The sequence below is a fragment of the Proteus sp. PR00208 genome, assembly GCF_016238545.1.
Taxonomy (GTDB): domain Bacteria; phylum Pseudomonadota; class Gammaproteobacteria; order Enterobacterales; family Enterobacteriaceae; genus Proteus.
In genome coordinates, this window is sequence record NZ_JAEHQE010000013.1 from 71,515 (window position 1) to 96,192 (window position 24,678).

Below are 24,678 nucleotides of genomic sequence, written 5' to 3' on the forward strand. Positions count from 1 at the left end.
CGCTAAATAAAACTGTAATAAGAAAAGTGTGATTAATACCACCTATTTCACATGGTTAAAAAAGATTATTTATAAATACTGCTTATTATTCCTTTCTATAAAAACGAAATTTCATATCATTTAAAGATTGTTTTATAAAATGCATTTAAATCAATTAATTATGATTGGTTTTAATCAATAATTATAAAAGCAAGAAAATGAAACGATCATTTGGTTATGTGCCCTTTGTCATATTTTGATAAAAATTCTTTTTTTTAGGTTGATAATTCGCGTCGCGAAAAATATGCTGTTTCTAACCTAATTTAGGTTTTTTCCCCACTTGGGGTTTTATATTTGGAAATAGGCATTGTGCTTATTTCTTTTTTAGTCAAAGTCAAAGAGGAAACAATGCTATGGTTATGCAACATGCTAAACCAGGCAGGGTGGCACTTGCCGTTATGGGCGCATTGCTTGTAACTGCACTACCTGCAAAAATGTCTCATGCTGAAGGGTTTATTGATGACTCAACCTTAACAGGCGGTCTTTTTTATTGGCAACGTGACCGTGATAGAAAAGAGTTAACACCAAATAGTCCTGATTACGGCAAATACAAAGCTAACTTACACCATTCTACTTTCAACGCTAATCTAGATTTCTCATCAGGCTACCTTGGTGATTTTATTGGTATTGATTTAGCTGCTTTTGGCGCGGCTGAATTGAATAACAGTGGCCCAGCTGCACCTAATGAAATTGGTTTTAGTGATGCAAAAAGTCGCTGGGATGAAAAATGGACTGGCGATCGCAGTGGCATGAGTGTTTATAAAGCGGCTGCGAAATTCAAATTAGGCAATTTCTGGGCTCAAGGTGGATATATTCAACCTAAAGGCCAAAGCTTATTGCGTCCACATTGGAGCTTCTTACCGGGGACTTATCGCGGTGCTGAAGCGGGTGCTGTTTTCGATTTCGATAAAAGCGGTGAATTATCTTTCTCATATATGTGGACGGATGAATATAAAGCACCGTGGTATCGGAATATGTATAACTTCCGTAAAGCTGATCTAGAAACTAATATCAGCTATCTTCACTCTTTTGGCGCCAAATATGATTTTAAAAACAGCCTAGTGTTAGAAGCTGCATTTGGTCAGGCCGATGGTTATATCGATCAGTATTTTGGCAAAGTTTCTTATGATTTTCCAATTGCTGACAATGCATTAAGAACGTCTTACCAATTCTACGGTGCTAAAGATAAAGTTACTGGCGGTGGTGTTAATGACGTTTATGATGGGTTGGCATGGTTACAAGCACTGACTTTTGGTTATACCTACAATGTATTTGACTTCAAAGTAGAAGGAACGTGGGTTAAAGCTGAAGGTAATCAAGGTTATTTCTTACAACGTATGACTCCAGGCTGGGCAACCTCTAACGGTCGTCTTGATGTTTGGTGGGATGGTCGTTCTGACTTTAACGCCAATGGAGAAAAAGCACTTTATGCTGGCGTTATGTATGATCTGAAAAACTGGGATCTGTCAGGTTGGGCTGTCGGCACTTCATATATTTACGCATGGGATGCGAAACCAAGTGGTAAAGCCGTTTATGACCAAGGTCAGCGTATCAGAGAAAGTGCATGGAATGCGGATATTATGTATACGGTTCAAGAAGGTCGCGCTAAAGGTACTCTCTTTAAGCTTCATTATACCCGTTACGATAACCACTCCGATATTCCAAGTTATGACGGTGGTTTTGGTAATATCTTCCAAGATGAAAAAGACGTTAAGTTTAACGTGATAATGCCATTCACTATTTTCTAATATCAGCATAGGGATAAAGTGTATTAATTGCACTTTATCCTGAATAAAATTAAAAAAGCTAAATATGATTACGATAAGTAAAAATAAGTAGTAGAAAGATAGAGATGCATTAATTAAGAAGAACCTTACAAATAAGCCTCGTTAATAAAGTGAAGTAGTCAGCAGCAGTAGTAAGAAGTAAAAGAGCCGAAGTAAAGAGTCGTTTTAAAATCGCAGTATATAGTAAAAGTAATGTAGTAAAAGTAATGTAGTAAAGTCGTCATGTCATGTCGTCTGAGATAAATGTGAGTGGGTTATGTTTATCTCCTGTGCTTCAGTTATTTCGCAGAATTTGCGTAAGGTATTTACCCTAAGTAAAGGCAGTCAGAGTGGGTATCGTAGTGGGGGGTAAATACCTTTATTTTTTCATTCCTTTCTTTTTCGTCCTTTTCATCCTTGTACGTTTTTTTATTCTATGGCAAATTTCTTGCCATTCATTTTATCTCACCTTATTTATTATTCTGCATTGAAGGCTGTTCGATAATGCGAGTTTTCAGGAAGAAACATGTTAAAGCGATTGGATGATTTTTTATTAGAACCACCATTGAAGCCCTTTAAAGGTATAAAACGATTTGTTGTTGAATTTCTCTTTTTTGGTGTGAAAGAGGCACGTTCTTGTTTATTTGCAGGATTTTTCTTTTTTATTTTATTTGCAACACCAAGCAACGGTGTTTTTGGTATACCTCGTTATGATGTGCTTCTTATTCTCGCTATCGCTTTTCAATTATGGATGGTGTGGGGAAAGTTAGAAACATGGGATGAATTAAAAGCGATTTGTTTTTTCCACATTGTTGGTTTTGTGATGGAGTTATTTAAAACATCAGCGGCAATTGGTTCATGGAAATACCCTGATTTTGCTTACACAAAATTGTGGGAAGTCCCATTATTTACAGGCTTTATGTATTCGGCTGTGGGGAGTTATTTAATTCAAGCATGGCGTTTTTTAAAGGTACGAATTGAACATTACCCACCTTATTGGCTGGCAACATTGGTTGCACTTGCGATTTATATTAATTTCTTTTCTCATCATTTTATTGGTGATTATCGTTGGTATTTAACAGCCTTTATTTTAGGTCTTTATGCTCGTAGTGTGGTTTATTTTACGCCTTATGATACAGAGCGAAAAATGCCCTTATTACTTGCTTTTGTTCTGATTGGTTTCTTTATTTGGCTTGCTGAGAATTTTGGTACGTTCTTCGGTGTTTGGCAATATCCAAACCAAATTGGTGCTTGGTCTGCCGTGCATGCAGGGAAGTGGGGCTCTTGGTCACTGTTAGTTATCGTTACTTTTACGATAGTGGTGCATTTAAAACATATCAAACACAGTATTAGTGTGGCGAAGTGAATTGTTATAGATTATGTTCTTTTTAAGATGACGTCATATGTTGACGTCAATGGAATGAATGATGATAAAGACCAACGAACTGAGTTCCAAACACTATAAGACACTCGCTGATATACTAACAGTGCCTCCAAAGTCAGGAATTAAGTGGATGATGTAAAGAGCCTAATAAATAATCTTGGTGGGAAAGTTAAAAATGGTAATGGCTCTAGACGAAAATTTATTTTAATGGGATCTGTTTATCAAACACACCAACCTCATCCTGAGAATGTTATGGATAAAGGCTCTGTAAATGGTCTACGTGAATGGTTTGAGAATGTGATAGGAGTAAAGCATGATTAAAAGTACGAATATCATGATAATAAGTGGGCATCCAGCATCAGTTGTTTATGAATCTGAAATTAAAGCCTTCAGAGGACAATTTTTAGATGTAAATGGATATTGTGATTTTGTGGCTGATAGTATTGATGGATTACAAAAAGAAGGGGTTATTTCCTTAACGGAGTTTGTTGAAACTTGCATTGAAGAAGGAATTACGCCTTTTAAAGAGGAAGATAAACTTAAAGCATTTACATTACGTTATCCTGCTTGGTTAGAAACTCGATTGAATGCAACCGTTGCAGCACATGCAATCTCAAAAAATCAGTTTATTGTCCAGTTATTAGAGCGTGAACTAGTTACACGATAATATTTGGGTTCATAACATAGGGCAATAAAAAAGGAACTGTTCACAGTTCCTTTTTTTTACTGAGAGATTATCCAGAATGAATTATTTCTCATCATGTGCGTGGCTATCTTCTTTACAATTACCTTCAGCACAATGGCCATATAAATAAAGGCTATGATTGGAAAGTTTGATACCATGACGTTCAGCGATATTTCTTTGGCGTAATTCAATTGCATCGTCTGTAAACTCAATAACTTTGCCACAATCAAGACAAATTAAATGGTCATGATGGTGTTGTTGAGTTAATTCAAATACTGATTTACCACCTTCAAAATTATGTCGGGTAACAATACCAGCATCATCAAATTGGTTTAAGACGCGATACACTGTTGCCAGACCAATCTCTTCACCGATATCGATAAGTTTTTTGTAGAGATCTTCAGCACTGACATGATGGCACTCAGGATCCTGGAGCACTTCCAAGATCTTTAAGCGAGGAAGTGTAACTTTTAACCCAGCATTTTTTAACGCTTTATTATTGTCGGTCATGCGGATTTAATCCTGTTGCTAATGGTGAATTTAATTTTTGTGCTCACAAATGGGCTTTATTCATTAATACTCGGGTGAATAAATAACCTCATTGATTATAGGCATGATATTTAAAAATAAACACCCCACCTATCACACTATCTTAGCACACCATTGAATAATTATCATTCTCAATATTGAGTATTTATATTATCCCAAAATTTCGTCTAGGCTCATTTCTTCTTTGATTTGAGCAACCCAAGCGTCAACACGCTCTTCGGTTAATTCTGGTTGACGATCTTCATCAATCGCAAGACCGATAAAATGATTATCATCTGCAAGCCCTTTAGAGGCTTCGAAATGATAACCTTCGGTTGGCCAATGTCCTACGATAACTGCACCACGAGGTTCAATAATATCGCGGATAGTACCCATTGCATCACAGAAATATTCTGCATAGTCTTCTTGGTCACCACAACCAAATAGTGCAACAAGCTTACCATTGAAATCAATATCTTCTAGTGTTGGGAAAAAATCATCCCAATCACATTGTGCTTCACCATAATACCAAGTAGGAATACCTAGTAACAGAATATCGAACGCTTCGATGTCTTCTTGACTGGATTTTGCAATATCATGAACTTCGGCATTATCAGCGCCCAGTCTTTCTTGAAGCATTTTGGCAATATTTTCAGTGTTGCCAGTATCACTGCCGAAGAATATTCCTATGATTGCCATAAAGTGAGATAACCTCTTTTATTCTAAATTCGTTATATTTCAAATTGTAGCGTTATTGACTACGTATATTTCCACAAGTCACATACTTCTTGTATGTTTCTAGTGATTCATTCACTTGTCACCTAGCTACACTTCAAAATATTTAGAGTATATTTGTCTGTGTTTGAACAATTACTAGTGAAAGATAAGCATTGTGTTTTCATAATAGAAAACTAAAAACGTATTTTGACGAAAATAGCAGGCTAATTCTGTCGAATTTGTGTGGTTTATCTGCTAGCTATTCTTGTTTTGATGCATTTTTAAGGCGTTATTTTGCGCCAATTGCTCTAGTAATATTTCTTCAATAAGTTCACTACGACTGACGTTTCTTTCTGTCGCCAACTCATTGAGAGCATTTACAGCATCTTCATTTAATTTTAACTCAACTCGACGTAAACCATTAACTCTGTCACGTCTTAATTGATTGCGTTTATTAATTCTAAGCTGTTCATCCCGAGAAAGCGGGTTTGTTTTAGGTCGCCCAGGTCTGCGTTCATCTGCGAACAAATCCAGTGTGGTGCGATCAGTTTGTTCTTTTGCCATAAATTTTGCTGTGAAAGGGCGTATACCAATGACTAAATTGCGAAACGCCCAATAATACCCCACATAGTGATGTCTCGCCACTGCTTCCTGAGTTTAACTTATTGTGATTTGGTCTTTTTATCAACAGACGCTATTTTTAAGCACAATAATTATACATTCTAGTAAATTATCATTTTTCAGTGACGTTATTTTAAGCAGTTAAGTTTATTAATTAAGTTTTCTCTAAAAAACGACGAATGGCCTTAATAACGGTATCTGGTTTTTCTGAATGCACCCAATGCCCTGTGTTTGCGACAACAAAGGCAGTCGCGAGAGGAAATTGACGAGCGATGTTTTCACGATACTCATCTAAAATGTAAGGTGATAAACCGCCACGAATAAATAATACAGGATGATGCCAAGCAGGCACCTCTTGCCAGCCAATAATGTCTGAATAAGCATTTTTTATTGCAGGTAAATTAAATAGCCACTCACCATTTTTGAATGATTTGAGTAAAAATTGGATCACACCTTCCTCTTTAATAAAAGGACGCATTATTTCCACAGCATCTTGACGACGTGTGACTTTAGCTTCTGTTACGGCTTCAAGCGCTGCAAAAATTTTGTCATGGCGGCGAACGTTATAAGCAACGGGTGACATATCAATCACAACAATATTTGCAATACGTTCGGGAGCTAATGCTGTCATCGCCATCGCAATTTTGCCTCCCATTGAGTGCCCAATAATAATGGCTTTTGAGATAGTTAAACTATCAAGCAATGCGAGCACATCTTGCGCCATATCTTGATAATTCATACTTTCGCTATGAGGAGAGTGTCCATGGTTACGCACATCAATTTGTATCACGGTATTATCTTGACGAAGTGCACGACCTAAAACACCTAAATTATTGAGATCACCAAAGAGGCCATGGATCAAGACGATAGGTAAATTAGATACAGGTGTCGTTTCAGGTTGGTGTAATTGATAATTTAGTAATGTATTGAGTTTCATATTAATGACCAAGATGATTGCGATTTTCTTCTATGATGACATGCACAAGATGCTAAGCCAACTTATCGCAATAATATGAAAGAGTAATGAAGTTCAGAAATAATTGATAAGAGAAATTTATAAAAAACCATAAAAATGCCATTATCCAGATGTATATTTCAAATTTATTCAAAAAGTTGAAATCTTGACATTGCTCAAAAATAAATAATTAGAATTTTATATTATTTGGGGGCTGGGGTAGTGTGATATAGCGGCGTTTAAAACTGGCTTTGTGCGAATAAGTTCAAAGAATAGAAGATGATACCAAGATAAACAATAGGATAAATACCGAGCTTAGCCTTTAAAATGGCAGGATCTTGAATAGATCCTCTTTAAGTTATTGAAATTTTGCCTATTTTGTTTTTAAAGATTATATCTTATAATCCTAATTACTTTTTTTTGAAAATAGTACTGGGTAGCAATGAAAAAGATAGAAATTGATGACGAACTTTACCGCTATATTGCTAGCGAAACTAGACATATCGGTGAAAGCGCTTCAGATATTTTAAGGCGTCTACTGAAGCTCGATGCCAAACAGCCCGTACAACCAGTCGTTGTCACTGAGTCAGTACAAGTACCTGTTATTAAACAGGAAGCTGAACCTACACCTATAACACCAGCAAAAAATCCGATCCGTGAAATGCGAGAACTGCTGTTATCTGACAGTTACGCAGAAAAAACAAAATCAGTTGATCGTTTTTTACAGATCCTTTCTACGTTATATAGCCTAGATAGCGCTACTTTTACTCAATCTGCTGAAACAGTACATGGACGAACACGCATCTATTTTGCTGGTGATGAACAAACATTGCTCGATAGTGGGCGTCATACAAAACCGCGCCATATTTCAGGCACGCCGTTTTGGGTTATCACTAACTCGAACACAGAGCGTAAGAGAACGATGGTACAAAGCATCATGCAGGATATGCAATTCCCTGCAAATGAGATTGATAAGGTGTGTGGAACTATCTAACCACTATTGTTAATTGATGCATTGCAAAGGCTTTTGTTTAAAGCGTGATTGTGATGTCAAATAGGAGAAGATTTGTGGCAATTCATCCAAGAGCAGGGCAGCATACTCGTCAAAGTGATCTGATTAATGTGGCGCAATTAACGTCTCAATATTATTCACTTAAACCACAAGCTAGCAATAACGCTCATCGTGTGAAATTTGGTACATCTGGTCATCGTGGAAGTGCAAATCGCCATAGCTTTAATGAAGCACATATTCTGGCAATTGCGCAGGCTATTGCTGAAGTACGTGCTAAGAATGGAGTAACAGGGCCATGTTACGTGGGTAAAGATACTCATGGACTGTCAGAGCCTGCATTTATTTCTGTTTTAGAAGTACTTGCTGCCAATAAAGTTAAAGTGATTATTCAAGAAAATAATGGCTATACACCAACACCGGCAGTTTCTTTTTCTATTTTGACATACAACGAAGCACATCAAGATATTGCTGATGGTATCGTGATCACTCCATCTCATAATCCACCCGAAGATGGCGGTATTAAATATAATCCATCAAATGGTGGACCTGCTGATACCGATTTAACTTCAGTGATTGAAAAACGTGCCAATGAACTGCTTGAGAACAATTTAGCAGGGATCAATCGTCTTTCTTATGATGAAGCATTAGCAAGTGGTTATATTCAAGCACAAGACTTAATTATGCCTTATGTCAAAGCGTTAGGTGACGTTGTTGATATGCAAGCAATTAAGAAAGCGGGCTTAAAATTAGGTGTTGACCCATTAGGCGGTTCAGGCATTGAGTACTGGAAACGTATTGGTGAGTATTATGATCTTGATCTTGAATTAGTTAACGATCAAGTTGATCAGACATTCCGTTTTATGACGCTTGATCACGATGGTGTTATTCGTATGGACTGTTCATCACCATGGGCAATGGAAGGCTTATTACAATTACGTGATAAATTTGATTTAGCCTTTGCTAACGATCCTGATTACGATCGCCATGGTATTGTGACACCTTCTGGTTTAATGAATCCTAACCACTATTTAGCGGCTGCAATTAACTATCTTTTTCGTCATCGTCCACAATGGGCTAAAGATGTAAAAGTGGGTAAAACACTGGTTTCAAGTGCAATGATTGACCGTGTTGTAGCAGATTTAGGTCGTGAATTAGTTGAAGTGCCTGTTGGCTTTAAATGGTTTGTTCAAGGCTTATTTAGTGGTGAGTTTGGCTTTGGTGGTGAAGAGAGTGCAGGTGCATCTTTCTTACGCTTTAATGGTAAACCTTGGTCAACTGATAAAGACGGTATCATTTTATGTCTGTTGGCTGCTGAAATGAAAGCAGTAACAGGTAAAGATCCGCAAGAGCATTACAACGAATTAGCACAACGTTTTGGTTCACCAAGCTATAACCGTATTCAAGCATCAGCAACCCATGAACAAAAAGCGTTGTTATCACGTTTATCACCTGAAATGGTGACTGCAAGCACCTTAGCAGGTGATCCAATTACTGCACGTTTAACACATGCATCAGGTAATGGTGCATCTATTGGTGGCTTAAAAGTAATGACCGATTACGGTTGGTTTGCGGCTCGTCCTTCTGGCACTGAAGAAGCCTATAAAATTTACTGTGAAAGCTTCCGTGGCCCTGAGCATCGTGAATTAATTGAAAAAGAAGCCATTGAAATAGTAAATAATGTTTTTGCTAACAAATAAGTTAGTACAATAAACTATTTATATAGAATAACACTCTACCTAAAGGTAGAGTGTATTTTTTTAATTATTGAATATTTTTAGATCACAGCATTGATATCCATCATTGAGGTTGATTTAGAATTAAAAATAGAGTGGATAATCAATACAATGCAAAATAATTTTGTTTTACGAAGTGTACGTTACATGCTGGATCTAAGTGATGCACATGTTGTTGAAATCATGAAACTGGCTGATTTCACAGTCACAAAAGAGTTAGTAAATAGTTGGCTGAAAAAAGACGATGAGCCTGAATTTGTTGAGTGTGACGATAATGCGATGGGGCATTTTTTAAATGGTCTAATTTTTTATCGTCGTGGCAAAGATGAGAATTTTCCAGCACCTGAAGTTGAAAAACGTATAACCAATAATATTATCTTAAAAAAACTGCGTGTCGCTTTTGAGTTAAAAGATGTTGATATTTTAAAGATTTATGAGCTTGCAGACTTCCGTGTTTCTAAGCCAGAACTCAGTGCAGTATTCCGTAAGCCTGGACATAAAAACTATCGTAACTGTGGCGATCAACTCGTGAGATATTTCCTTAAAGGGTTAACCGAAACCCTACGCGGTAAAGGCAAAACGGTTAAGAAATAAAGTTTAGGGTATTTTAAGATATAAAATTCTCTATTTATTAAATAATACCCCAAAATTGGTTTTCGATTTTGGGGTATTTTTTTATGGTATTAACTGGCGAAAGAATGAATTTACTGCTAATGTTGTATTACTAAGTAATACAATGTAGGAAGGATTTATGGCTCGAGTAACTAGTGTGACTTTGGGTGAACACTTTAATGGCTTTGTTGGTGAAATGATCAACTCAGGACGTTATGGAAATACCTCTGAAGTAATAAGAGACGCTTTACGTATGATGGAAATTAGAGAAGAACGGATCCAAATAGTTCGTAAAATGGTGCTAGATGGTGTGAATTCACCAGAAAGTAAAAATAACATGGATGATATTTTTGCAAGAGCTGAAAAGGATTTAAATGTATAAACTTTCTGAGTTAGCAGAAGAAGATATTTATCAAATTGCGCGTTATACCATACAACAATTTGGTGTAATTCAGGCAAAGAAATATCATGATGACTTGAAACGGACATTTGAGCTACTTGCTAGAGCACCCTGGATTGGGCGAGAGTGTAGTTGGGTGTGTAATGGTATGAGACGATTGGAGTTTAAAAAACACTCAATCTATTATCTACCAAAGAATAATACCTTATTTATTGCTCGCCTTATTCACCATTCAATGGATGTTGATTCTCTTGATTTTCCTGAATAAATATTTAATTATTCACTGTTGAATATATTGTTCATCATAATACTATTTAGCAGTGGATCTGTATTTTTAGCAGTAAACCTCATTCTCGAATATCTCATATCTCCTCACCGGTTTGATTTTTTTCCTTTCTGATAATATATGGCTGAAATTATTTATTATGAACTTAATTAAGTAAAAATACTGATCTTACTTTGTTAATAACTATGTCATTTTTGTTTCTTTTTTGTTTTCATTATGAAATTTAATTACATATCAAGCAAAATAAAGGTGATTTTTCGCACGAATTAAGTGGTCTGATCAGTAGTAAAATTTCATCAAATGAGGTAAAATTTCAGTCATCAAATTAATCTCTATACAGGAGAGCACTATGCCAGCTTATAACGAATATACAAAAAAACATGTTTTAGCCCGTCGTACTGGTGCTGTTGCGCTAGGTGTTGTGGCATTTCCTGTTATGATTTTTCATCCTAAACGCGCACAATTTTATAGCTATATACACCGTGTATGGTCTAAAACAAGTGATAAACCCGTTTGGTTGGCAAAATCAGAAGTGGCACTAAATAGTCACAAATAACAGAATATTAAGATAACGCCTGCAAAAGTAGGCGTTATTCTTATCCCTCTTTAAGCACTTTTTTGGTGCTACCTTCTTGTTTTTCCTTATCTGTAAATAACCTTCAATTTTTACGTTACAATAAACAGTAATGAGTCATTTAAACGAAGGCGATTCATCTATTGCTATTTATCTTATTGTTAGATAAATAGTGGCATTCGTGATAACAGGGAAATAAATGAAATGAAGAATACTGATCTGGAATTAGTGATTAATGAGAAGTTAAGCATTGAAAACTTTCAAGATTATGCACCTAATGGACTTCAAGTCGAAGGACGCCCTCATATTCAAAAAATAGTAACGGGTGTAACGGCAAGCCAAGCATTACTTGATGAAGCTGTACGATTAAACGCGGATGCAATTTTAGTACACCACGGTTACTTTTGGAAAAATGAGCCTGTTGTTATTCGCTCAATGAAGCGTAATCGCTTAAAGACATTACTTTGTAATGACATTAATCTTTTTGGTTATCACTTGCCGTTAGATGCTCACCCAATCTTAGGTAACAACGCTCAGTTAGCGTTAAAAATGGGCGTTAAAGTTGAAGGTGAAATATTACCTTTAGTGCCTAAAGGTGTGTTTGATTTACCTTTAACACCTCTTGAATTAAAAGCACGTTTAGAAAAAGCATTACAACGCAATGTATTGCATTGTGGTGATAATGCACCTGAAACTATTCGTAATATTGCTTGGTGTACAGGCGGCGGACAGGGCTTTATTCAAGATGCAGCAGAGCAGGGGGTGGATGCTTTTGTGACTGGTGAAGTTTCGGAACAAACTATTCATATTGCAAGAGAAATGGGCGTTCATTTTTTTGCAGCAGGACATCATGCGACAGAGCGTTATGGTATTAAAGCATTAGGTGAATGGCTTGCTCAAACACATCACTTCGATGTGACATTTGTCGATATTGATAATCCAGCATAAGCCTATTTATTCTTATCCTATAAGCTATCTCTCTAATTAAAGAGAGATAGCTTTTTGCTTATTACTACTTATTACTCATTAAGCTGAATGGGTAATGGGCTTTGTAATTGTTGCAGATTATCGCATAGCCAAATTAACTGTAATAAAGCTTGTGGATCTCGTGTCGTTAATGTCAGATAACGAGCTAATTGGTTGGCAATTAATGTCATTCCTAAATCGTCAGCAGTATGCTTGCTTATCTCTAACTGCTCTTTTTGCATTTCAGAAAGCAATTCTCTCCCAGTACATGCTTGGGCTTCTAATACTGACAAAATAGGGCGACAGAATTTTTGTGCCAAGGTCGGCTCGCTGTGATGCATCGCCGTTTGTTGTTTACGTTTAGCCATATATTCTTGAATACGGCTAATAAACTCAGACTGTTTTTTCTTACGCGGAAATTGGTCAAAATCGAGATAAAACAGTTCAATACCTTTTGTCGTTTTAAGCCAAATGGTCGTTGGCAATAAATCCATATTTAAATCACGTCGAACAGGCTGTACCGTGACTGCAACTATCTCTAATTCTCGTTTAGTGAGATAACGTAATTCTTCCAGATTATTTTGCATCGTTCCTTCCCAATAAAGACGTAAGAAGGCTGAATTGTCATGATTATCTGAAACATCCCAAATAACGCACTGTTCTATTTCATACCAAATTAATGGCTTATAGCTTTTGATATGTAAGACGAGAGGCGAAAGAAATCCTTCAGGTTGATTAGCAAAATAGTCCGGCAACGCTTGCCAATTGTTGAACCCTAATTCAGTTTGTAGATTTTGGTAATCCGTAATATCAAGAAAATCAGTTTGGCTTTGAGCAAAACTTTCGCCAATAGTCGCCAGTTTTCCTTCATCAGAAATACGAGGCTCTTGTAATAAAAAAGGGCGGCGCATTAACTTATCGGATGTTTGTTTCCATAACGATAAACTATTCCAAACACTATAACGGTTAAACAGAGTATCAAGTTGATTAGGGCGTGCTTGTGTCGCTTGTAAGAGCTGCTTCTCTTCTCTATCCCAAAAGGTAAAGGTTGCTCCTAATGCACCACTTTGTGCTGTCCACCAGTTTGCACCAATTGGAATCAGCGAGAGACTCGTTTTTTTATCGTCATATTGACGACGAAGTTGTCCTCGTAATACTTTTAACTGTTCAGGTGTCGCATTGGATAATTGGAATAGATAGGCTGAAATATGAGCCAATAAGCGCAAGACATTGCTTTCATCCATAGTGAAATGTCTTTCTGCCAATAGTTTGACTTGGGTGCTTAATGTTCGCAAATAAGACGCTAAACGAGGTAAACCCTCTGCTCGAGCCGACATATTCAATAAGTGCAACTGTGTGGCACTGCTTAAGCTGATATGTGATAACCCTTGGCGTAAGAGATCATAAATAAACTGTTCAATGGTTGTTATTAACGCTGACTCTTCATCATTAAGAGGGCGTTTTGAAGATTGCACAATGATTAAATCTTCAGGCCAAACCCAAGGTTGAGCATGTTGTTCAAATATTTTAGCCACAATAGCAAGGTGGAATGCTTTTTTCTGTGAGTCAGAAAAAGGCGATAACATGCCATCGTAACCACTACCTTGTAAGAAAATAACAGGCTCATCAACATCAGGGAGTTGAATTTTTAACTGTGTCCCTGTGTCTTCTAAATTTAATGTTGTTGTTTCCCACTGCTCAACTAATTTAATGGCCGCACGACAGGCGGGTTTTCCTGCTTTTTTGATTAATACTTCCGGCTCAAGAGCAAATAGCGTGGGTAACAGAGGGGCGATTTCAACCTGTTCAGTAATGGCTTCTGATGATGCTTCACCACTCTTATCGTCATTTGAATTATCAGCACTATTATTGGCTTGTAACCATAAAACGGCAGCTAAAATATGTTTACAACAACCTGATGCCGAACAATCACAACTGGCTTGTTGGATCCCCGCTTCATGTAAAACAACATTTTGTCCATCACTACTAAACTGCCCTGTATTGGCATCAGTGAGTGAAACTTTTTCGTTATCAACATCTTTTTTTGCGCGTCTTAATAATCCTGCATTAGCAAATACAGTGAGCGCATCTTCATCGTAATGAAAGTAAACAGTTTGCCAACTCATTGCATTACCTCTGCCAACCATTGTGCGAAATGTTCAGGTGTTAACGCTGCAACTTGCATGCCTCTGTCTGCAAGTTTCTGAGCAATTGCAGAGTCATAAACAGGTTGAGCCTCATCATCAAGTGCCGCAAGCCCTAATAATTTAACTTGTTGGCTATTAAGGCGTTGTGTGCAATCTAATAAGCGGTTTAATGATCCACCTTCTTCAAAGTCACTGATAAGTGAAATAACCGTACGTTTAGGATTTTTGACTAAGCTTTCGCAATATTGCATTGCACCTGCAATATCAGTACCGCCTCCCAATTGTACAGTCATTAAAACTTCAACGGGATCGTCTGCTAAATGTGATAAATCGACAACTTGGGTATCAAAAACTACTAAAGAGACATTAACAGCAGGTAATGAAGCTAAAATACTGGCGCAAACAGCGGCATACATAATTGAGCTAGACATTGACGCACTTTGGTCAACACAAAGAATAACATCCCATGGAAAGTGCTGTTGCATCCGTGAGTTAAAATAAGGTGTTTCAATGACTAAACGGCGATTTTGAGTATCGTAATGTTTTAAATTCGCCGCGATAGTTGCGCGCCAATCAAAGTTGCGACTATTTGGTACTAAAGAGCGTCTAAAACGGTTACGGCGACCTGTTAATGATTGGCGAAAGTTATTGCGAATTTGACGTAAAATATCATCAACCACTTTACGAATAATGGTTTTAACCGCATCTCGTGTTTCTTCACTCATGCGTCCACGTAAACTTAATAATGTTTTAGCTAATGCTTTTGTTGGCTCCATCGCTTTTAACGTATTGGGATCTTTAAGAAAGCTACTAATTTGATAGCGTTCAATCGCCTGTGATTGCATGCGTTCAAATGTGCTATTAGGGAATAGCTTACGTGCTTGATTAAGCCAGTTCACCGCGGTGAGTTGAGAAGCATCGAGTGATCCATGACGTCCTCGCTCTTGGCGTAATCCTCGGCGTTGATATTCACGGCGATAGAGAAAATCGAGCGTGCGCTCCACTTTTAAATCATCAGTATTAAAAGTGGCTTGTCCAAGAGCATCATCAGCATATTGACCTAAAATCAGGCGCCAGCGTTTTGCTTGTTTTATTTTATCTTCAGGCATATCGTCATTATGCTGACTCATGAGTCGTATCTCCTTTCTCTATTTTCTTAGCATCAAACCAAGAAAGCATGCCTTGTTCCATTATTCGCTGTTGTAATTTTTGATTGAGCTTGGTGGCTTCAATCATCTGTTTGGCGCTAAAGTCTGACTGCCACAAAGATAACGCTTGCGTATCTAAACCAATATCGTTGGCAATATATTGTGCAAGCTCTGCATTTTGTTTGGGATTAAGTTGGCTAAAGGCAAAACGCAGATCAGGTAAGATCTGAATAAATCGTTCTTCATCCCATTGCTGTAACAAAGTATTTAAGTGATCGACTAATAACGGTAAGCGAATAACTAGCTCTGGTGCAGTTCGCATCATCCCGACAAAATAACCAATGGCATGTTCGGGAGAACTACCTGTGCTAAAGGTCGTATTTAGCGCGGTGACCAACGTATTTTCGTCAATATATGAACCTAAATAACGTAATGCATCTACCGCACCTTTTAATAAAGGCACGGTATCTAATTGACCATCAAGACGATTGAGTTGCTGATAGAAATCACTTTTATAATCATGCTGATTATTGAGTGATGGCATAAATTCAATCAATTCACGCAAAGAGAGCAGAGCTTGTAAATTGCTTTCTTGTTGTTGCTCATCACCTTGAGCCAGTTGTTCTAAACAAAAGAAAGCTTGAGGAATAACTTGATGTAGGCGATTTTCAAGTGAAAGCTCATCCGTAATATCAAGATATTGGCGACCTCGCCATAAATGGATCAGTTTATGTCCACATTGAGTGAGTGACTCAAGACGAAAATCTTGCTGAATATAGCTATCTAACAGTTTAAAGAGTGATGGTATGCGCTGGTGAAGCCCAATTAATGCTGCTTGGATTAATAACGTGACTGCACTTTGGCTTGAACGGCTTTGCCCTTGTTCTTCAAGCTGTTTTTCCATTGATAACAGCTTACTTAGGGCGATGGCTTCAAGTTGAGAGCCTTTCTCTGATAATGAAATCAGCTCGCCTTCCACATTGGGTGTCCAAGCGTATTGCCACTCTTCAAATAGCAGATCTAATTGATGACCAGAAAGAAAATCAGGGCCATTTACACGGTGTGCAAAATGGATCTCTAAGAAAGCCAATAAATGTAAAAAGCGACTTCTTAAGCGATGTTGCGGGTTACGGTAAACATCACATTTAGTGGTTTTTGCTAATGTATCATCCAGTTTGAAACGAAAAGCTTTAGCTCGTTCATAGGTTTCATTAACTAAAGGAGGCGTTGCTGTACCTAATGGAATTTTACCTAAGAGATAGCCTGAAAAGCAGGTTTTAATTTCAGTCCATAACTCGCTTTGGCTATCATCTAAACTGCCCTTAATAAAGGCACTTTGTAAACCATCGAGTAAATCATAGCGACCTGTACCTGCATGATCTCTTAGTAAAGCGAGGCGTAAACTCTGCTCTGCTGCGAGTTTTACCGCTAAATAGCTAGGTGGATTATCAAATTGTTTTTCTCTGATCGCCTGAGCTACTGAGCTTAGAAAAGCAATCCCCATTTTATTGCGATAAACTTGAGTTGGTTGTTTTGCCGCATCATTATTCTCTGATTTATCATGATGTTGTTGCATTAAACTTTGCCAGGCTTGTTGATAAAATGCGGGAGAAGGCATGCCTGAAGCATAACCATTAAGTACATCTAATCTGTCAAAACTGTAGCGAATAAGCCAAGCTTGTTCATTTTCACCCATTTTTTGCATTTTAGTGAATTGCTTTTGTTCTGTGCTAGAAATGGCGAAAGATTGAGATTGTGAATGTGCTAGACCTTCAATTAATGCAAGAGTATGGAATCCCCCAGTGACGATTAAAATTTTGGCATTGGGCTCTTGTTGTTTGATGGCTTGAATATGAGTGAGCATATGTGCTTCACGTTGTGAAGAGCCTTCAGATTCAAGCACTTCAGGTTCATAATCAAGTCGTGCTAGTGCGCACCAAATAAAGGTGTCATTAAACAGTGTTTGCCAATCTGCTAAGGCTTCAATATTGCGTAATTCAAAAAGATGCTCCCAAACATCATCATGATCACGACAGTGGCATTTTTTGGCTAATTGCGCGATAAACTGGCTATGTGCTAAATAACGTTCTTTTTGTAAGCTACGACTCTGTGAATCACTATATTCTTTGTTATTAACTTGTGCAGCCCAAGGTAAATCGATAAAACGTGTTTTGGCATTGATGCGCAAACCACCCCGCAAAGCTTGCCATTCAGGCGAATATTCACAAAATGGGAAATAGGCAGAGTGTAGTGATTTCTCACGATCTTCTTGGTTTCCATCATTATGCAAATACTCTGCTTGTCCCATAATCGCAACAGGAGGCAGGGTATCTTTATCTGTTAGGCTAGGAATAAGCGAATTAAAAGTATCTGGACCTTCAATTAAAATATAATCAGGTTTTACAGAATCAATTAATGATAAAACTGCATAAGCACAAGCAGGGCTATGGTGGCGTACAGGGGCAAAATAGAGATGTTGTTGCTGTAACGACGTCCATTTCAGTCGTGCTTGGTCAATTCTTTCTGGTAAAGGTATTGAAGGTAGCGTCACCGTGTCGATCCCTTTTCTGGGTGAAAAGGCAGAGTGAGTTAACTCTGCCTTTAATAGATAAATAACGTATTTTAATGCGTAGCCACGAGTCTTAGCGTTTTATTGCCAAAACTCTTTTGATGCATCAAAGAAAGCTTTCCACTCTTTACTGTTTCTTGCTCTCTCTCTGGCTACGTTGTCCATGTAATAACGAATACGTTTGATATCATCAGCATTGTCTTTTAATACAACACCAATTAGTTGGCGGGCAATTGCACCTGCATTCATTACACCATCACCTAAATAATGTGCTTCTAAAGCACAAGCATAAGCAATGTTCACGGCTTCTGCGGTTGACATAACTGCATCAGGTGTTTTGATATTGCCACCATCTTTCGTATTACCTGAACGCAACTCTTGGAATGTTGTGACCAGTAATTCCACAACATCTGCGGGTACAGTGACTTCATTTGCTAAAGAGCCTAATTCATTTTCAAGCTGTGATTGGATTAAGCTAATTTCAAATGCAGGATCACGAATAGGTTTCACGGTTTCAAAGTTAAAACGGCGCTTTAATGCAGCCGACATTTCATGAACACCGCGATCACGTAAGTTTGCTGTACCAATAAGGTTAAATCCCGGTTTTGCACTAATACGTGCACCATCACCCATTTCAGGGATCATCAATTGTTTCTCTGACATCAAGGAAACCAGCACATCCTGAATTTCAGGCGGGCAACGGGTTATCTCTTCAAAGCGAACAATTTTACCTTGCAACATACCTTGATAAAGTGGTGATCCCACTAAAGCGCGTTCTGTTGGGCCTTCTGCTAATAGCAATGCATAGTTCCAAGAATACTTAATATGATCTTCTGTTGTGCCGGCAGTGCCTTGGATAGTTAATCCTGAATCACCACTGATGGCAGCAGCAAAAAGCTCTGAGAGCATTGATTTTGCTGTACCAGGTTCACCAACCAGCATTAAACCTTGTTTACCCAATAATGTGACAATTGCACGATCAACCAATGCATCATCGCCGAAAAACTTAGGTGTGATGCCTAATGCATCATCACCTAAAATAAATTGGCGTACAGCACGAGGAGAGCGAAGCCATCCTTGTGGTTTAGGATTATTAGCATCAGCTTTTGTTAAACGCTCTAACTCTTGGGCAAATCGAACCTCAGCGCTTTCCCTAATTGCTTGTTGATCTGCGGGTGCTTTTTTAGCCATATTTTTTCCTAATTATCCCTATTCTTTACCAAGGTGTTTTCTTTTCCCATTCAGGATCAAATCCTGCACAAGCTTCAGCGACTTTTAGATAATCAGCATAGCTTTCTGCTAATAGAATGGGTGGTACATCTTTTAGCTCAACATTATTACGATCCCAGTAATCTTGCTGATTTTTTTCAAAGCTCAAATCAAATAAGACCGCTGGAATGTTTTCTTCTGGAACATAGCTACCACTGAAACCGATATTTACATAGTAGTTTAAACTAGAGAAGAATTTGTAATAGTGAGAGAACGAACCACCATCTTCAGCTGGTCCACGTTGATAGCCCATTTTGGTTAAAATGCCACGTAGTGTGAAGGTATCAGTGATCCAACCTTTTCTATCTTCAATCTCAGTCAGTTTTAGATCTAACTCAGGGATTTTATGTTCCATTTGTGAGAACAAGAATTTCACTTTGTAATCTTTGAAATGAGCCATCCATGCCTTACGTTCATCTTCATTAACCAATGCTGCGTGAGCAAGCTGGATCAACGAATCGTTTTGTAAAGTCACTTCATCATCTTCTAGATCAAGCAATGCACCGTCATCAGAAGGACGGAATGTATTGATAACCTTGCCATCTTTCACTTCTTGCCAAACCAGTTGTTCAATCAGTTTATGCATGATTGGGTGAGCTAAGATATATTCTTGCCAATCTGCGCTTAACCACTGACGTTGAGCACACATGGCTTCATATAAACGCACACTTTGTAGCTCAATAACTTGTTTAAGTTCTTTTTTACTTGAAGTGAAGAGTTTTTTCGCTTCTTTGATAAGCTCTGCATCGTCATTTTTACGCGCAGCAGGTAAGGCTTTAACTTCTTTACCTTCAGGATTAAACAAGACCAGTTTTTGTTTTGCATCCATCTTCGCGGTAAAGATACGCTCACCATATTCCAGTACTAATGTACCAGTATCATCAAAGCCAGCGGTTGGAATGGTTCTATCTGCTAATTCATCTGCACTCCAGCCATTACGCTCAGCAATTTGCGTGACTAAATTACGGGCTTTTTCTTGTACAGACGCGGTGCGATAGCGACGTGATAATGAAAGAAGAAGCTGAATGATAATAGGATCATTGCTTGATGCTACCGCATCAATCATGGCTTCAATTTGTGCACGGCGCTGATAGTGATCACGCATATAGTTACGTAATACAGATACTGCAACATGGCCTTCAATACCACAAATCAGGGCAAGCATACCTTTATCACTAATGGCAGAGCCTAAATAACGACGTAGCACCTCGTTTTTAATCTCTTCAATCACTTGCTCTAAAGTATAGGTTTCATATTTAGCATAATATTCAGGATAACGTTTAGCCCAATCTTTGTATTGCGTTAAGCGAGAAGGGGCATTTTTTCGCGCTTCTAACATCGCTTCTTCAAGTGTTGGTCCTTTAATATCCTGAGCCACGAAGGTATGCAGAATAAAGCTTGAAAGTTTATGTTGGCTATCGGTAGAAAGCAGTCCGATATAACGTTGTAATAACGCGTTTCCTCCTGGCATTTTTAGTTTTACTGCCAGAATAATCCACCAACGAATAATCGCTGGATCAACTGCTTTTTTGTTTTCCCACGTTAATGCAGGAATAGCATCAAAGTTAAACCAAGCAAGGCTTGCAGGTGCTTTGGCTTTAAGACCTTTTTCAGCTTCAGCTAATAGCGTTTTTGGTGATAAATAACTTGAGATATCTTCACCAAGTTCCTCTAACGCTGTTAATAAAGAGGCTCGTACTACTTCGCGTTTCTCTTTTTTCAATAAGGCATTCAATGCAGGTAATGATTCTGGATTTTTTAAACGTGCCAACCACTCAATAGCGGTAACGCGAATTTCTTGTTTCGCAGAAGATAAACCTTCTTGAGCACTTGTATGAATATTTGGTAGTGTCTCAAGTAAATTCTGCGCTGAAACGCGGTGCATTTTATTTTCACCCAATGCCAGCTCCATAATTCGAGGCACGAATTGTGCTGGAATGGTAGGGAAACGACCTAATACTTTAATGCCTTGTGAAATTTCAAACTGGCGATAGCGACGCTCGCTTTGACTTGGCATTAAATTCAGCGCTTCAGCGATATAATCTGGATGTTGAGAGAAGAAAGGCCAAATTTGCTCTGGTCTACGGAAGCGTTTTAAACCATCTTCATAAGATTCTAAACATAATGCAGCAGTCAGGCGGGTTGCATTTTTAAAGTTGCAACGTTGCAGCACATCTTCAAGATGGCGTAATTCAATATCACTAAACAAGCGTTCAGGAATTTCGCCATTAAAATAATGAGAGGAGAAGTGATCGGCATGTTGGCGATTATTCACTATCACACGTACAGCATGAAATAGAGTATATTCAGGTAAATTTAAAACACGATTTTTATGTTTAATGATTTGAATTTCATTTGATTGAATAGAGCCTTGTCCACTGTTCAGTTTATCTACTATTGCACGACACTGTTTTTCATCAATTTTAGATAAATCTTTTAAATGGCGTTGTGCCCAATTATAAGTGTGTTTAGCCGTTTTATTTTCTTCAATTTCACGTTCAGCATTTTCTTTGGCTTTGACTAAGATCTCATTGAAGTTATTGACCATCATATCGCGAACGCTATCAGGTAATGGCGTGTCTTCTAATGGCGTAAAATCAGGAGTCTCAATGGCCTCTACGGTATTGGCATCTTCTGCAACATTAAAACGTAGTAGGGCGCTTTCAATACTTTTCATTACCGATTTTGAGGTTTCATGTTTTAACGCTTCTTCTAGTACATCACGGTTTTCACCTTGGCGTGCAAATAAATCTGCTGCTTGAGTACGTTGTTTTGGCGTACCATTCATTAAAACATGGGTAAGATTTTGTTTAACAATTTCAGGCGGTAAGGTGACTAAAATTGGCTCTGCGGCTTTTTTAACGGTTTTTAAACTGCTGGTGGCAAGTAAAACGATAATATCGGCAAAGGTGTCACGTAATACGGTATTCTTATTTAAGTAATTAATCAGTTCTACTAAGCCGTTAGCTGAAAGTTTTTCAATTAATTCTTTTCGGATAAATTCTTGATGCGTCATTAAATAATCAGAGAGATCATCTAATTCATAAATACGTTTAAGATTAGTGGCATAGTATTCAGAAATGTCTTTTCTATCAAACACAGCAAATAAGGCATTTTCACCTGCAATATTCGCTTCTTGTTCGACCATATTGGCAATAAATGCCATATTCCAATGTTTACGGTGTTCTAAGTTTAGATTACGCGCATTTTCATAGGTGTTATAAAATACGTCAATAAGCAGATAAAGCACCCAAGATGGCACTTCTTTGGTTGTTATTTTGATATTGATATCTTGGCAAGCCGCAGCCAGCACTTTTCCGTAACGAGCCACTTGTTCTGCTGAAAAGCCATCACCGACTTTAGAATAGAGTTTGTGTCGAGCATTTAGCCCTTGCGTGATAATTTTACTGTATTTTCCTGTATTTACGCCATGTGCATACCACCACTCTAACGTACCGGGTTTATCAAAGTAAACGGCCGCTTTTGAAGCATCCAGCTTATTTAATTCAAAAAGCACTTCAGGGTTTTCACCTGTAAGGACATAATTTAATGCACGTTTAGGTAATCCTTCATCGAATACAGCAAGTAATACGAGGGATTCTTGGAGGTGTTTTTCAGTAATTGCGACGTCTTTTTTCCCAAAAATTGGAAAAATGTCTAAGATTTTTTTTATCACGCCAGTTCCTTAAGCTATGTATGGATAAACAGTTTTTTTTACCATGAAATAGCAATGCGAACAATTTGATTATCACTATCATAAATAAAGATAAGAGGTGTTATTGGTTAAATTAATAGAGATAAACGCTAAAAAATTTAACTGAACTTTATTAATATTCAATTTAGCTTTATATAAATAGGTATATTAGGAAAAAGTGCTGAAAATGAAGAAATGAGAATAAAGGTGTTTTTTGTTGAATTTAAAAAGATTAAGAATTGTCTGTTTAGCAAAATAAGCGTTAACCCTTAGCTAAATTGATTAAAAATTAACAGTAAAAAACGAAACTTAATATTGCTAGAAAAAATCCCGTACCTTTTATTCAGTGCGGGATCAATTTATTATTTTGTCGTTTGACGAGAAAAAGAGAGTAACAATGAACCTAGACTACAAATCAGTAAAGTGATTGCTAAACTTTGACCCCATCCCGCAAGAGCAAGCCCGCCACCAATTAATAGATAGTAGAATAAACCTAATAATGCCCCCGCAGTGCCTAAACGATCTTTATATTGTGCTAATGCTGTGGCTAAAATATTTGGAATAGCAATGCCATAAGCCACAACACTGGCCATCATCGGAATGACAAAGCTAATGTGGTTACGTAATAAATAAACACCGACTGCACTTATCAATGCAATAAAACTCGCGAGTAATACTAATTTCTCACACTGCCAATGCTGGTTTAATAAGGCTTTATTAATATAAGAACCTATGCCCACACCTATTGCTAACACAATACCACTATAGCCAAAAGTACTTGCGCTATAACCTTGATTATCAAACATAAAAGGAGCCAATTGATAATAAGCAAATAGGCTGATATTAAAAAAGGCAATTAATAATACTGTTTTAGCAATTTGCTTATCCTTAAGCATGTTTATTGCAGTTTCTCCTAACGGTGCTGTTTTTACTGTTTTAGGGCGACTTTCAGGTAAAGCAAAAGTACTCCATAACAGTAAAATCATAGCGAGGAGGGCAAGGCCACTAAATACACCTTGGTAACCAGCATAACTCACTAATAATGAACCACTTAGCATCCCAATTGCTGGGCTTAGAGCGATAGCTGCCCCCATAACAGAGAAAACTTTAGCCAGTTCATCACCACTGTACACATCACGCATAATGGTTTGTGTGCCGACTGAGCCTACCGCAGCACCAAAAGCAGAGAGCATGCGCAGCCCAAGTAATACAGAAAAGTCATTGGTCATAAAAACGCCAAGGCAAGCAATAGCATAAATAAACAACCCAGCTAACATTGTCGGACGACGACCAATGACATCACATAATCGACCCCATATAATGACGCCCAATGCAAACGCAAAGAAATAGAGCGAAAGTGTTTGTCCAGCCTCGTTTGCACTGACATAAAAGCCGTTTGCAATATCAGTAAGTGCTGGGCTATAAATGGTTTCTGCAATTTGTGGAAACATCATTAACGCAATTGCTAACCATAAAGAGAGTTTTTTGTTCATCTTTTTTATCCTACATCCTTAAATCTTGATGAACAGAATACAGAGATAATGAATGTCTCGTTATATATATAAAGACATAT

General features: G+C 37.7%; 20 protein-coding genes and 1 pseudogene. 11 read left to right on the top strand and 10 right to left on the bottom strand.

The window, feature by feature from the left end:
• The first annotated feature begins 392 nt into the window (after positions 1 to 392).
• The 4 genes and pseudogenes from chiP (at position 393) to JEP36_RS10595 (ending at position 3,856) form a co-directional block, all read left to right on the top strand.
• Entirely contained in the window at positions 393 to 1,787 is a 1,395-nt protein-coding gene (chiP, locus tag JEP36_RS10580; protein ID WP_109374105.1) for a chitoporin ChiP, read from the top strand.
• 544 nt (positions 1,788 to 2,331) lie between these two features.
• On the top strand, positions 2,332 to 3,171 hold the full coding sequence (locus tag JEP36_RS10585) for a DUF817 domain-containing protein (RefSeq protein WP_196534167.1): 840 nt from the start codon (positions 2,332 to 2,334) through the stop codon (positions 3,169 to 3,171).
• Between the two features lie 61 nt (positions 3,172 to 3,232).
• Positions 3,233 to 3,510, top strand: a pseudogene (locus tag JEP36_RS10590) (type II toxin-antitoxin system HicA family toxin).
• Positions 3,503 to 3,856: a type II toxin-antitoxin system HicB family antitoxin gene (locus JEP36_RS10595; RefSeq protein WP_198630179.1), complete on the top strand. Its 354-nt coding sequence runs from the start codon at positions 3,503 to 3,505 to the stop codon at positions 3,854 to 3,856. The pseudogene JEP36_RS10590 and the gene JEP36_RS10595 overlap by 8 nt, the downstream one beginning before the upstream one ends.
• Before the next feature lie 81 nt (positions 3,857 to 3,937).
• On the opposite strand, the gene fur is transcribed toward JEP36_RS10595, so the two are convergent.
• The 4 genes from fur to ybfF all read right to left on the bottom strand — a co-directional run bounded on the left by fur (position 3,938) and on the right by ybfF (position 6,677).
• Positions 3,938 to 4,384 (bottom strand): ferric iron uptake transcriptional regulator, encoded by a 447-nt coding sequence (gene fur / locus JEP36_RS10600; RefSeq protein WP_023581171.1) that lies wholly within the window; start codon positions 4,382 to 4,384, stop codon positions 3,938 to 3,940.
• A 189-nt stretch (positions 4,385 to 4,573) separates the two neighbouring features.
• Positions 4,574 to 5,101, bottom strand: coding sequence for a flavodoxin FldA (gene fldA / locus JEP36_RS10605; protein WP_004244384.1), 528 nt, complete (start codon positions 5,099 to 5,101; stop codon positions 4,574 to 4,576).
• 273 nt (positions 5,102 to 5,374) lie between these two features.
• Positions 5,375 to 5,683: a LexA regulated protein gene (gene ybfE, locus JEP36_RS10610; protein WP_109373935.1), complete on the bottom strand. Its 309-nt coding sequence runs from the start codon at positions 5,681 to 5,683 to the stop codon at positions 5,375 to 5,377.
• Positions 5,684 to 5,894: 211 nt separating this feature from the next.
• Positions 5,895 to 6,677 (bottom strand): esterase, encoded by a 783-nt coding sequence (gene ybfF / locus JEP36_RS10615; RefSeq protein WP_198630180.1) that lies wholly within the window; start codon positions 6,675 to 6,677, stop codon positions 5,895 to 5,897.
• A 460-nt stretch (positions 6,678 to 7,137) separates the two neighbouring features.
• Between ybfF and seqA the strand changes: the two genes are divergently transcribed.
• The 7 genes from seqA (at position 7,138) to JEP36_RS10650 (ending at position 12,260) form a co-directional block, all read left to right on the top strand.
• Positions 7,138 to 7,689, top strand: a complete 552-nt coding sequence (gene seqA, locus JEP36_RS10620; RefSeq protein ID WP_196573948.1) for a replication initiation negative regulator SeqA — start codon at positions 7,138 to 7,140, stop codon at positions 7,687 to 7,689.
• Positions 7,690 to 7,763: 74 nt separating this feature from the next.
• Positions 7,764 to 9,404 (top strand): phosphoglucomutase (alpha-D-glucose-1,6-bisphosphate-dependent), encoded by a 1,641-nt coding sequence (gene pgm, locus JEP36_RS10625; protein WP_109373938.1) that lies wholly within the window; start codon positions 7,764 to 7,766, stop codon positions 9,402 to 9,404.
• Between the two features lie 147 nt (positions 9,405 to 9,551).
• Complete coding sequence (locus tag JEP36_RS10630) at positions 9,552 to 10,034, top strand: DUF1456 family protein (protein WP_098943871.1); 483 nt, start codon at positions 9,552 to 9,554, stop codon at positions 10,032 to 10,034.
• Positions 10,035 to 10,191: 157 nt separating this feature from the next.
• Positions 10,192 to 10,434 carry a type II toxin-antitoxin system ParD family antitoxin gene (locus JEP36_RS10635; protein ID WP_109373939.1) on the top strand — a complete coding sequence of 81 codons (243 nt, stop codon included), beginning with the start codon at positions 10,192 to 10,194 and terminating at the stop codon, positions 10,432 to 10,434.
• A complete protein-coding gene (locus JEP36_RS10640; protein ID WP_196534164.1) occupies positions 10,427 to 10,720 on the top strand; it encodes a type II toxin-antitoxin system RelE/ParE family toxin in 294 nt (97 codons plus the stop codon). The genes JEP36_RS10635 and JEP36_RS10640 overlap by 8 nt, the downstream gene beginning before the upstream one ends.
• A gap of 367 nt (positions 10,721 to 11,087) precedes the next feature.
• Positions 11,088 to 11,294 (top strand): YbfA family protein, encoded by a 207-nt coding sequence (locus JEP36_RS10645; protein WP_036912074.1) that lies wholly within the window; start codon positions 11,088 to 11,090, stop codon positions 11,292 to 11,294.
• A gap of 222 nt (positions 11,295 to 11,516) precedes the next feature.
• The gene (locus JEP36_RS10650; RefSeq protein WP_109373941.1) at positions 11,517 to 12,260 is read left to right on the top strand and encodes a type 2 GTP cyclohydrolase I; all 744 of its coding nucleotides are present in this window, start codon (positions 11,517 to 11,519) and stop codon (positions 12,258 to 12,260) included.
• A gap of 71 nt (positions 12,261 to 12,331) precedes the next feature.
• Here JEP36_RS10650 and JEP36_RS10655 read toward each other — a convergent pair whose 3' ends face one another.
• From JEP36_RS10655 to JEP36_RS10680, 6 genes are all read right to left on the bottom strand, one after another.
• Positions 12,332 to 14,404, bottom strand: coding sequence for an SWIM zinc finger family protein (locus JEP36_RS10655; RefSeq protein ID WP_198630181.1), 2,073 nt, complete (start codon positions 14,402 to 14,404; stop codon positions 12,332 to 12,334).
• Positions 14,401 to 15,555 carry a VWA domain-containing protein gene (locus JEP36_RS10660; protein WP_198620409.1) on the bottom strand — a complete coding sequence of 385 codons (1,155 nt, stop codon included), beginning with the start codon at positions 15,553 to 15,555 and terminating at the stop codon, positions 14,401 to 14,403. Before JEP36_RS10660 ends, JEP36_RS10655 begins: the two co-directional genes overlap by 4 nt.
• Positions 15,542 to 18,124, bottom strand: a complete 2,583-nt coding sequence (locus JEP36_RS10665; protein ID WP_198630182.1) for a DUF5682 family protein — start codon at positions 18,122 to 18,124, stop codon at positions 15,542 to 15,544. Before JEP36_RS10665 ends, JEP36_RS10660 begins: the two co-directional genes overlap by 14 nt.
• 99 nt (positions 18,125 to 18,223) lie before the next feature.
• Positions 18,224 to 19,333, bottom strand: a complete 1,110-nt coding sequence (locus JEP36_RS10670; protein ID WP_100159446.1) for an ATP-binding protein — start codon at positions 19,331 to 19,333, stop codon at positions 18,224 to 18,226.
• A gap of 25 nt (positions 19,334 to 19,358) precedes the next feature.
• On the bottom strand, positions 19,359 to 23,087 hold the full coding sequence (locus JEP36_RS10675; RefSeq protein WP_198630183.1) for a DUF4132 domain-containing protein: 3,729 nt from the start codon (positions 23,085 to 23,087) through the stop codon (positions 19,359 to 19,361).
• Positions 23,088 to 23,467: 380 nt separating this feature from the next.
• Positions 23,468 to 24,598: a multidrug effflux MFS transporter gene (locus tag JEP36_RS10680; RefSeq protein WP_198620412.1), complete on the bottom strand. Its 1,131-nt coding sequence runs from the start codon at positions 24,596 to 24,598 to the stop codon at positions 23,468 to 23,470.
• Positions 24,599 to 24,678: the final 80 nt, after the last annotated feature.

Coding starts and splice junctions, on each gene's coding strand:
- JEP36_RS10630 (WP_098943871.1), top strand. CDS start 9,552: ATGCAAAATAATTTTGTTTTACGAAGTGTACGTTACATGCTGGATCTA.
- ybfF (WP_198630180.1), bottom strand. CDS start 6,677: ATGAAACTCAATACATTACTAAATTATCAATTACACCAACCTGAAACG.
- JEP36_RS10595 (WP_198630179.1), top strand. CDS start 3,503: ATGATTAAAAGTACGAATATCATGATAATAAGTGGGCATCCAGCATCA.
- JEP36_RS10585 (WP_196534167.1), top strand. CDS start 2,332: ATGTTAAAGCGATTGGATGATTTTTTATTAGAACCACCATTGAAGCCC.
- JEP36_RS10660 (WP_198620409.1), bottom strand. CDS start 15,555: ATGAGTCAGCATAATGACGATATGCCTGAAGATAAAATAAAACAAGCA.
- JEP36_RS10635 (WP_109373939.1), top strand. CDS start 10,192: ATGGCTCGAGTAACTAGTGTGACTTTGGGTGAACACTTTAATGGCTTT.
- fldA (WP_004244384.1), bottom strand. CDS start 5,101: ATGGCAATCATAGGAATATTCTTCGGCAGTGATACTGGCAACACTGAA.
- JEP36_RS10670 (WP_100159446.1), bottom strand. CDS start 19,333: ATGGCTAAAAAAGCACCCGCAGATCAACAAGCAATTAGGGAAAGCGCT.
- ybfE (WP_109373935.1), bottom strand. CDS start 5,683: ATGGCAAAAGAACAAACTGATCGCACCACACTGGATTTGTTCGCAGAT.
- JEP36_RS10650 (WP_109373941.1), top strand. CDS start 11,517: ATGAAGAATACTGATCTGGAATTAGTGATTAATGAGAAGTTAAGCATT.
- seqA (WP_196573948.1), top strand. CDS start 7,138: ATGAAAAAGATAGAAATTGATGACGAACTTTACCGCTATATTGCTAGC.
- JEP36_RS10655 (WP_198630181.1), bottom strand. CDS start 14,404: ATGAGTTGGCAAACTGTTTACTTTCATTACGATGAAGATGCGCTCACT.
- JEP36_RS10645 (WP_036912074.1), top strand. CDS start 11,088: ATGCCAGCTTATAACGAATATACAAAAAAACATGTTTTAGCCCGTCGT.
- chiP (WP_109374105.1), top strand. CDS start 393: ATGGTTATGCAACATGCTAAACCAGGCAGGGTGGCACTTGCCGTTATG.
- JEP36_RS10640 (WP_196534164.1), top strand. CDS start 10,427: ATGTATAAACTTTCTGAGTTAGCAGAAGAAGATATTTATCAAATTGCG.
- fur (WP_023581171.1), bottom strand. CDS start 4,384: ATGACCGACAATAATAAAGCGTTAAAAAATGCTGGGTTAAAAGTTACA.
- JEP36_RS10680 (WP_198620412.1), bottom strand. CDS start 24,598: ATGAACAAAAAACTCTCTTTATGGTTAGCAATTGCGTTAATGATGTTT.